This window comes from Achromobacter sp. RW408, from assembly GCF_003184165.1.
Taxonomy (GTDB): domain Bacteria; phylum Pseudomonadota; class Gammaproteobacteria; order Burkholderiales; family Burkholderiaceae_B; genus Achromobacter; species Achromobacter xylosoxidans.
The window spans coordinates 228,725-237,304 of the sequence record NZ_QHHO01000040.1 but is presented as its reverse complement, the minus strand read 5'-3'; the positions used below and the strand labels follow the sequence as shown (position 1 = coordinate 237,304).

Annotated in this window: 8 protein-coding genes; 1 reads left to right on the top strand and 7 read right to left on the bottom strand. The window is 63.3% G+C overall.

What is annotated here, in order from left to right; all coding sequences use genetic code 11:
• Positions 1-129: 129 nt before the first annotated feature.
• The 5 genes from DK459_RS30375 to DK459_RS08660 all read right to left on the bottom strand — a co-directional run bounded on the left by DK459_RS30375 (position 130) and on the right by DK459_RS08660 (position 5,800).
• Positions 130-975 carry a hypothetical protein gene (locus tag DK459_RS30375; RefSeq protein WP_131726996.1) on the bottom strand — a complete coding sequence of 282 codons (846 nt, stop codon included), beginning with the start codon at positions 973-975 and terminating at the stop codon, positions 130-132.
• 547 nt (positions 976-1,522) lie between these two features.
• Entirely contained in the window at positions 1,523-3,217 is a 1,695-nt protein-coding gene (locus tag DK459_RS08675; RefSeq protein WP_070539882.1) for a nicotinate phosphoribosyltransferase, read from the bottom strand.
• Between the two features lie 22 nt (positions 3,218-3,239).
• Positions 3,240-4,112, bottom strand: a complete 873-nt coding sequence (gene prs / locus DK459_RS08670) for a ribose-phosphate diphosphokinase (RefSeq protein ID WP_070539885.1) — start codon at positions 4,110-4,112, stop codon at positions 3,240-3,242.
• Between the two features lie 91 nt (positions 4,113-4,203).
• A complete protein-coding gene (locus DK459_RS08665; RefSeq protein WP_070539887.1) occupies positions 4,204-4,854 on the bottom strand; it encodes an NUDIX domain-containing protein in 651 nt (216 codons plus the stop codon).
• Positions 4,855-4,927: 73 nt separating this feature from the next.
• Entirely contained in the window at positions 4,928-5,800 is an 873-nt protein-coding gene (locus tag DK459_RS08660; RefSeq protein ID WP_054514430.1) for an aldo/keto reductase family oxidoreductase, read from the bottom strand.
• 107 nt (positions 5,801-5,907) lie between these two features.
• On the opposite strand from DK459_RS08660, the gene DK459_RS08655 reads away from it, so the two are divergent.
• A complete protein-coding gene (locus DK459_RS08655; protein WP_070539890.1) occupies positions 5,908-6,807 on the top strand; it encodes a LysR family transcriptional regulator in 900 nt (299 codons plus the stop codon).
• 78 nt (positions 6,808-6,885) lie between these two features.
• Here DK459_RS08655 and DK459_RS08650 read toward each other — a convergent pair whose 3' ends face one another.
• On the bottom strand, positions 6,886-7,914 hold the full coding sequence (locus DK459_RS08650; RefSeq protein WP_070539893.1) for a MerR family transcriptional regulator: 1,029 nt from the start codon (positions 7,912-7,914) through the stop codon (positions 6,886-6,888).
• Positions 7,915-8,216: 302 nt separating this feature from the next.
• A partial coding sequence (locus DK459_RS30965) for an I78 family peptidase inhibitor (RefSeq protein ID WP_233256783.1) occupies positions 8,217-8,580 on the bottom strand: 364 nt, incomplete at its 5' end.

Below are 8,580 nucleotides of genomic sequence, written 5' to 3'. Positions count from 1 at the left end.
GGGTAGGGTGGGCCGCGTGATTATGGACCTGCGCGGCGATGTGCTCGGTCAGGTCGTGTTCGCGCAAGATATTTGCGCCACATTATCCTATTTTGGAGGCGTGGCGTTGCTGAAGACACTACATGGAATTCAATCGCTGGATCTATTGTCTAAGTGTTCGATGAATTCGTTAGGGTTAAGAACTAGAGTTTTGATGCCAAGCCAATTGTACGTTGCCTTGGTTTTGTTTTTTAACTTGTTGTCGTTTGTTATAAAAATATCACAATACGCTGCATATATCGCATGTGTCGTGTCATGTAAGCCGGATAGGAATTGAGTTGATTTGTCTGGATAATATCTTCTTGCTTCAAGAAATTCGAAAATTTTCTCCATTGTCATTTCGTGTAGAGGAAATTTCTTCCCTAAGTGACTAAAATTTATCTCGTTGCAAAGGGGAGGGTGAGATCGAAGAAGACCCGGGTAGGATTGGCGGAGTGAAGGGTAATTGTTAATTATTATTTGATGAAGTTTTGGCTTGAATCTATCGATTTCTTCCTGGATATTTATGAAATTTGTTTCTAAAGATGTGATTCCTGTCCTTCTCTGAATCTCCTCGCCCCGGGAAATTTTTTCTTTTTGATGTTCTTCGGCTATTGAGTTGTTCTCGTAATGCTCGATGACTCTATGATAAGTGGTTTTTGGATGTTCCTCAGAAACGTAGATTCCACCTCTTTTCCGTTGAACGGTGTCGCGCCTCTCAAAAGGCAAGAGCGCCTTTGAGTCTGTAATATTGCCCAGTTTGTCGAGAAACGAGTTAACTGTCTCGTCGTTGTTGCCGTGGCGCATTTTTAATGCAGCTATCTCTTCAATGTGCGCGGGGCTGAAAAGAATCTGATAGTCCTTCTTGTCCAGGGTGTTAATTCTATGAACGAAATCGGGTTTTCTGTTATCTTTGATGTCAATAATGATATTGTGATCGAGGTATAGGGTTTTCATTTTTGTTTGTTTGTTTGTTTGTGGTGCTGTATTGGATTTTGGGTTTGTAAAAAATCAGCGTAATTTTATATTATTGTTCTGTATTGCTAGTTTTGTGAGGGCTATCGGATTTTCGTTGATTATAGTTGTTGTATTGATAAAGTGTGATTTCGTATCTGCTTTTTTATGCGAGGCCATGTTTTGATTGGGTTGGCTTCTAAGGGATGATTCTAAAGTGAAAAGGTGGGTGCTCGGTCTAGTTTTTTGTGCAAATTTTCAATCTGGTGGTTCTTGGGTTAATTATTGGTTCTAATAATAGCTGGCTGTGGCTTGGCTAATGATAGTGCATTGGGGGGATGTGCCGGTCTAGTTGGGGTGTTGTAGGAATATCGCCGAAAAGAGAGACGCCGTAGAGACACTTTTAAAAGTTGGGCGCTCTTCAGGCCGCACCCATCGCTGATGCGAACGTTAACGCCAGTAGGCGACTTGTCAATAAGGGGTGGCAAGAAAGTCAGACCAGATTTTTCGATGTTGAAATAATGGCGTGGCCTCATGCTTCATCGCGCATTCAGCGGCCACCCCAATCAATACTCCCCGGCTCCGGACAAACCCAAGACCCTTGCAACCGTTCCCGGATCTGCGCCAGATCCTGCTCCACCAGCAGAACCCCATCCCGGAACACCGGCACCAGCGCGCCGCCAGCCGCTTGCTCCGGCGTCTGCTGGTCGTGCAACACATACCCCGTCGCCGTCTCATCGACCCGCAACAATCCCTTGGCCGACCGTTTCACGCCGGAGTCGGTGACCGGGTCCTTCACCAGTTCCTGCGGTTCGCCATTGACCTCGGCATACGTTGCCTTCAAGGCCCAGCCGAAGCTGTCGCGCGTCAGGTATTGATAGGTGTACGAGCCGATGCCCAGGACCACGTTGCCCGACGCGAAACCCTTTCTCTCCAGCCGCGCCAGGATGTCGCGGCCACGCGCCAGGGTGATGGAGTCGCCGTAGATCAGGCCGACGTGCGGGTCCAGCAGCTTGTAGCCGCGCTCGGTCACGACGCCGCCGAAGATGTTCCACAGGCATTGCACCGCGCCGTTGACTTCGGCCTCGCGCAGCGCCTGGCTGGCGCGGGCGTCGTCGTCCAGGCGCCAGTAGCGGCCAGTCTCGATATCCCGCACGGCTTCGAATCCGTCACGGCGGGCGGCGGCCAGGGCTGCGGCGTCTTCCACACTGGGCACGTCGGTGCAGAAGTAGCCAGTCAGGATCTTCACGGGATCGCCGGAGTCCGGGCGGAACACGACCTTGGCGTTGCCGAAGGGATCGGGCTGGCGCGCCAGGATCTCCGGCTTCAACGCGGCGGCGAAGTCGGTGACCACTTGCCAGAAGTCCCAGGTGTCGGACACCACCGACACGATGCCGGCCGGATAGACCTGCGTGACCAGGCGGCGGATGGTTTCGATTTCGCCTTCCTTGCTGCCCAGGCACATGACCGAGTGTTCGGTGGCGGGCACCGAGCCGCCGACCAGTTCGCGGTCGGAATCGGCGCCGTACAGGTCTTCGAGGTAGTCGATGGCGGGAATGGTGTCGGTGCCGGTGAACGACAGCAGGTGGCCGGCACCGCTCTTGCGGGCGTCGTACAGGCCGGCCATGCCGCGCATCGAGAAGTCGTGGCCTTGCCAGTTGACGAAGTCCATCGGGCTGCCGGTCAGGCGGGCGAAGTAGGTCAGGAGCTTGCGGTATTCGAAGGCGATGGTGGCCACGGTGGACGGCTTCCACGATTCGCAACTGAACAGCGTTTCGATGTAGGTGACCAGCCAGGCGAATTCGGGCCTGGTGTTGACGAAGGTGACGGGCGGCACGCGGATGTCGACGCGGGCGCCTTCGGGCAGGGAACGGATTTCCAGCGGCAGATAGCCCAGTTCGTACAGCGCTTGCAGGTGATCGACGGTGACCGCGCCCTTGCCCAGCGCGTTGTCGACGCGGCGCTGGTACTGGCGCACGGCCGCGCCGGCGGGCTTGCCGAAGAATTCGCGGTTGAACAGGTCGATCAGGATTTCCTTGATGAAGCCTTGCAGGCCGAACCAGACGATCTTGTTGTCGAACAATTCGGGCAGCACCGGCGCCAGCCGGGCCGAGCGCGGCGTGAAGTTGGCCAGGATCTTGTTGGTGCCCCTGGGGTACTGGAAGGGGTGGCCGGTCTTGTAGAAGTCGGCTTGCAGCAAGGGGTTGATGCCGTTCTTGGTGGCGACGGGGGCGGGGGCATTCATGGTGTGGACTCCTGCTAGATGTTCAGTTGGCCGCGGTGGCGAGCGCGTCGGCGGCTTCGATCGGGTTGACGATGACGGGCGCGCCCGGGCCTTCGGCGGCGGTCCAGTCGTAGGCGGTGTACAGGCCGGCGTAGCGGGCGTTCAGCTCGGCCAGGCCTTTGCTGAAAATGCCGTGGGTGACATACAGGTAGAGCGGTTGGTCGGTCTTGTCGCGCAGGGCGTTGGCCAGTTCCAGGAAGGTGCGGCCACCGTCGCAGATGTCGTCGACCACCAGCACCGGTTGCGCGGGGATGTCGTCGGGCACGCGGGTTTCGGTGATGCGGCCGGTCTGCGGGTCGCGCACCTTTTCGGCGTAGCGCACGTCGGCCACGCCCAGCTTTTTGGCCAGGGCCTGCACGCGCTTGCGGGCGCCGGCGTCGGGCGCCATCAGGGTCACGCCGTTGGCAAAGGCGGGGTTGGCCAGCGCGTTCTTCAGGAAGACGGCGGCGTCGACCACGCGCACGCGTTGCAGCAGGGCGGGGGTGACGTCGCTGTGCGGTTCGACCACGCTGACGGTGGCGTATTGCTGGTCGTTGATCAGCTTGCAGAACACGGCCGCGCCCAGCGCCTCGCCGGGATTGCAGATGCGGTCCTGGCGGGCGTAGGGCACGTAGGGCATGTCCAGGTGCACCGGCGCGGCCGGGTTCAGGCGGCGCAGCGCGTCGGTCAGCATCAGCAGTTGCATGACGTCGTCGGCCGATTTCAGCAGGGCGTGGATGCGGAATTCGCTGGCCGCGTCGGCGTGGGCCTGCAGGGCGGCGGGGACCGTGACCTGGCTTTCGCCGCCGGGAAACACGAACGCGCGGGGCGTGTCGGTGTGGCGTTGTCCTTCTACTACCGCTGTGATGGTGAACATGATGCAGCCTTAGTGGCAAAGTAAAACTAAGTGAGGCGAGTATAAGCCTACTTATTGTTTGTTTGCAACTAAGGCGGGATCGGGCGCGGGGTTAGCCGACGCTGCGGTCGAACAGGGCGAAGTCTTTCAGGCGGTACAGGCGGGCGGGACGCTGGGCGCCGAGCGCGTAGTCGTCGGTGGCTTCGAGCACGTCCCAGGCTTCCATCTTGCGGCGGAAGTTCGATTTCTCGAGGGTGGTTTGCAGGATGGCTTCGTAGGTGCGCTGCAGCTCGGTCAGGGTGAAGCGTTCGGGCAGCAGGAAGAACGGCAGGGTGGAGTAGCTGGATTTGCCGCGCAGGCGGGTCACGGCGGCGGCGACGATATCGGCGTGGTCGAAGGCCAGCGGCGGCAGCGCGTCCACGCTGACGAACCGGAAGCCCGCCGGGGCGGCCTCCAGTTCGGCGGCCGGCACCAGCGCCACGTAGGAAACGGACAGCGACCACTTGCGCGGGTCGCGGCCAGGGCCGGAGAACACCTGCAACTGTTCCAGGTAGCGCGGCTCGAAGCCGGTCTTCTCGCGCAGCACGCGGCGGATGCTGCCCTCGGTGCTGGCGTCTTCGTCCACGTGAACCACGCCGCCGGGCAAGGCCATGGCGCCCTTGAACGGCGCGCGGTCGCGCGGGTGCAGGGCGATTTCCAGGCCGGTCTCGCGCAGGGTGAGCAGGACGGCGTCGACGGTGACGAGGGGCTGTGGGTGGTCCAAGTGGGGGTTCCGGGCGTGGCACTTCGGGGTAAGGTGCCACTATGCGGCGGATTGGTCAACCGCGCCCATTGAACTAGCCCGCGGTGCCGATCCCGTCCAGCTCGGCCACCGCCCGCGGCGACAGCGCCAGGCTGGCCGCGGCGGCGTTCTGCCGCAGGTGCTCGACCGACGAGGTGCCCGGGATCAGCAGGATGTTGGGCGAGCGTTGCAGCAGCCAGGCCAGCGCGGTCTGCATCGGCGTGGCCTGGCAGTCGGCGGCCACGCGCTCCAGCGTGGCCGATTGCAGCGGCGAGAAGCCGCCCAGCGGGAAGAACGGCACATAGGCGATGCCGTCTTGCGCCAGCTGCCCGATCAGCGCGTCGTCGGCGCGGTGCGCGATGTTGTACTGGTTCTGCACGCAGACGATGTCGGCGATGCCGCGCGCCTGCGCTACCTGGCGCGCGGTGGCGTTGCTCAGGCCCAGGTGGCGTATCAGGCCCTTGCGCTGCAATTCGGCCAGGGTGGTGAAGGACGGTTCGATGTCGCCTTCGGCGGGGCCGGCCACGTCGAACATGAGGCGCAGGTTGACCACGTCCAGCACGTCCAGGCCCAGGTTGCGCAGGTTGTCGTGCACGGCTGATTCCAGTTCGGCCGGGGAGTTGGCCAGCAGCCACGAGGCATCGTCGCCCCGGCGCGCGCCGACCTTGGTGACGATGACCAGGTCGTCGCGGTAGGGGTGCAGCGCTTCGTGGATCAGCTGGTTGGTGATGTGCGGGCCGTAGAAGTCGCTGGTGTCGATGTGGTTGATGCCGAGTTCGAGCGCTTCGCGCAGCACCGCCAGGGCCTGCGCCTTGTCCTTGGGCGGGCCGAACACGTGGGGGCCGGCCAGTTGCATGGCGCCGTAGCCCAGGCGGTTGACGGTCAGGTCGCCCAGCGGGTAGGCGCCGGCTTGTTGAATCGAGGTCATGACGTGCTCCAGGGAGGGAATGAAGCGAGTCTAGGGCGGCGCGCTGCGTGCGACAATCCCTGGTAATCGCACAGCTTGTGCGAAATAGCGAACAATCGGGACCCGCCATGTCCAACCTTCAAGACATCAGCGCCTTTGTGGCGGTGGCCACGCATGGGGGCTTTCGCGGCGCGGCGCGCCAGACGGGGACCAGCGCGTCGCAGTTGAGCGAAGCCGTGCGCCGGCTGGAAGCCCGGCTGGGCCTGCGGCTGCTGAACCGCACCACGCGCAGCGTGGCGACCACGGCGGCCGGGCAGCGCCTGCTGGAGCAACTGGCGCCCGCGCTGGACGCGGTCGAGTCGGCGCTGGACGTGGCCAACAGTTTCCGTGACCGGCCGGCGGGCCGGCTGCGGCTGAATGTGCCGCTGGCGGCGTCCCGGCTGGTGCTGCCGCGCATTGTGCCGCCGTTCCTGGCGCAGTATCCGGAGATCCGGCTGGAGGTCATCGTCGACGATCGTTTTGTCGAGCTGCTGCAGTCGGGTTGCGATGCCGGCATCCGCTACGAGGAAAGCATGGACCAGGACATGGTGGCCATCCCGATCGGGCCGCGGCGCCAGCGGATGGCGGTGGCCGCCGCGCCGGGGTATCTGGCCCGGCATGGACAGCCGCGGCATCCGCAAGACCTGCGCCAGCACCTGTGCCTGCGCGGCCGTTTCACCAGCGGCGCGATGCCGGCGTGGGCGTTTGAACGCGACGGCGAGTCCGTCACGGTGGAGGTGGATGGTCCGCTGATCGTCAGCCTGGGGGCAGCGGTGGACCTGGCGGTCGATGCGGCGGTGGCGGGCGCCGGGGTGGTCTACCTGTTCGAGGACTGGCTGCGGCCGTACCTGGATCGGGGCGAACTGGAGCCGGTGCTGGCGGATTGGTGGCCCAGTTTCACCGGCCCCTTGCTGTATTTTCCGGGCCGGCATTATCTGCCGGCGCCGCTGCGCGCCTTCGTGGATTTCGTCCAGGCGGCGCGCTGGTAGCGCGGTCGCGGCCGCGACTGTCGCCGCGACCTCGACCGTAACCGCGTCGGCGTCCGTGTCCGCGGACGCCGACGCCGCTTAGCGCGCCGCCGTCAATGCGCCCATCGCCTGGCGCATGAAAGCCAGCGTGGCGTCATCGGCCCAGGTGCCGGCGGTCAGTTCGGGCTCGGTCATCAGGGCGTGGCGGAATTTCGCGTGGGTCGCGGGGTCGTTGCCGGCGTAGCTGCAAAACAGTTCCAGCCATTGCCGCGCGAGTTCGCGGCCGGCGGCCGAGTCGGGGGCCTGCCCGGCATCGATCGCGTCGCGCACCCGCGCCATCAGGGCCGGCCATTCGCCGGCGCGGTCGTGATAATGCGCCCGCATGAACCGGGCCTCGTCCGGCGTCAGGTGTTTTTCGTAGAGCCGCAGCTTGCTTTCGGAGAACGCCCGCACGATGTAGTCGCGCATGGCCGGCGAGATACCGATGTGTTCCTGCATGGCCGGTTCCCGTTCGTGCATCTGGTTCAGCTTCACGAGCAGGCGCGGATCGCCGTTGGTGTCGCGCAGCAGCAGCGTCATCCAGCGCAGGGCCAGCGCCTGCGAACGCGGGTCCTCGGGCGGGGCGCCGTCGTCCATCTGCCGGCGCACGTCGGCGATCAGCGCAAGCCAGCCGGCGTCGTCGTTCGGGCCACGGCGGTACATGGGCAGACGCGCCAGTTCTTCCTGGGAGAAATATTTGTCGTACATGTTCATCAGTTCCAGAGTGGTCAGCCAATCGGCCAGCTCCGGCTCCGCTCCCATCGCCAACTGGCCTTGCAACTGCGCGAGGCGTTCGCGCAGCCGGTTGGCGTGTTGGATCTGGCTGTCGAGCATCGCGATCTGTCTGGCGATGATCTCGTCCAGCGGCGTGCCGGGCTGGTCCAGGTAGGCGCCGATCTCGGCCAGCGGCAATCCGAAGCGACGCAATGCCTGGATCTGGTGCAGTCGGGCGATGTCGTCGCGGCCGTAGAGCCGGTAGCCGTTGTCGGCGCGCGCCGAAGGCGTCAGCAGGCCGATCGCGTGATAGTGGTGCAGCGTGCGGACGGTCAGTCCGCTGCGCTTGGCCAGTTCTCCTACTTTCAGTCGCATGGGGTTCCTTCATTGATGGCGCAGGCCGAACTTTTGGGCATGACGTTACGTAAGGGTCAAGCGTTGGCGGGACGATTTGTGGATCGGGCTTGCAGGAAGGCGATCGCGACAGGGAAAGTGTTGCGCGCCAGGCCGGCCCTGGCTGTCGAGCCGGCCGGTCATTCTCTGGGGGATGGATGTCCGCGGGCGGGGCGGCCGCGGGGAGAATTCCGTGGACGACGCGGGCCGCCGCGCCGTCTGGAAAAAAGCGGGCGCGGGGCGGGTGTGCCCGTTGCGCCCGTCGCGCCGTGAATGGCGGGATTTCAGCCGCAGCGGATCGCCGTCATCACGTCCTTGTCGTCGACGATCAGGTTCAGGCGGGTGTCGTTGTATTCCATGGTGACCAACTGGCCCGGACGCAGGATGCGGGCGGTGGCGGCGCCGCTGCGGGTGCGCAGGTCTTCCAGGACGGACTGGGTGGCTTTCTGGCCGATCTGGGATTGCAGCGGGGCGGCGTCGCAGGTCTTGCGGGCGCCGGCCTGGGTGGAGGGCGATCCGTACGACGCGCCGGAGGAGCTGTCGGACGTGGCGGGCGAGCTGGCGGAACTGGAGGCGGCGGATGAGGATGAGGAACGCGGGGCTCCGGTGTTGGCGCAGGCGCTCAGCGTGGCTACCAGCAGAACGGGA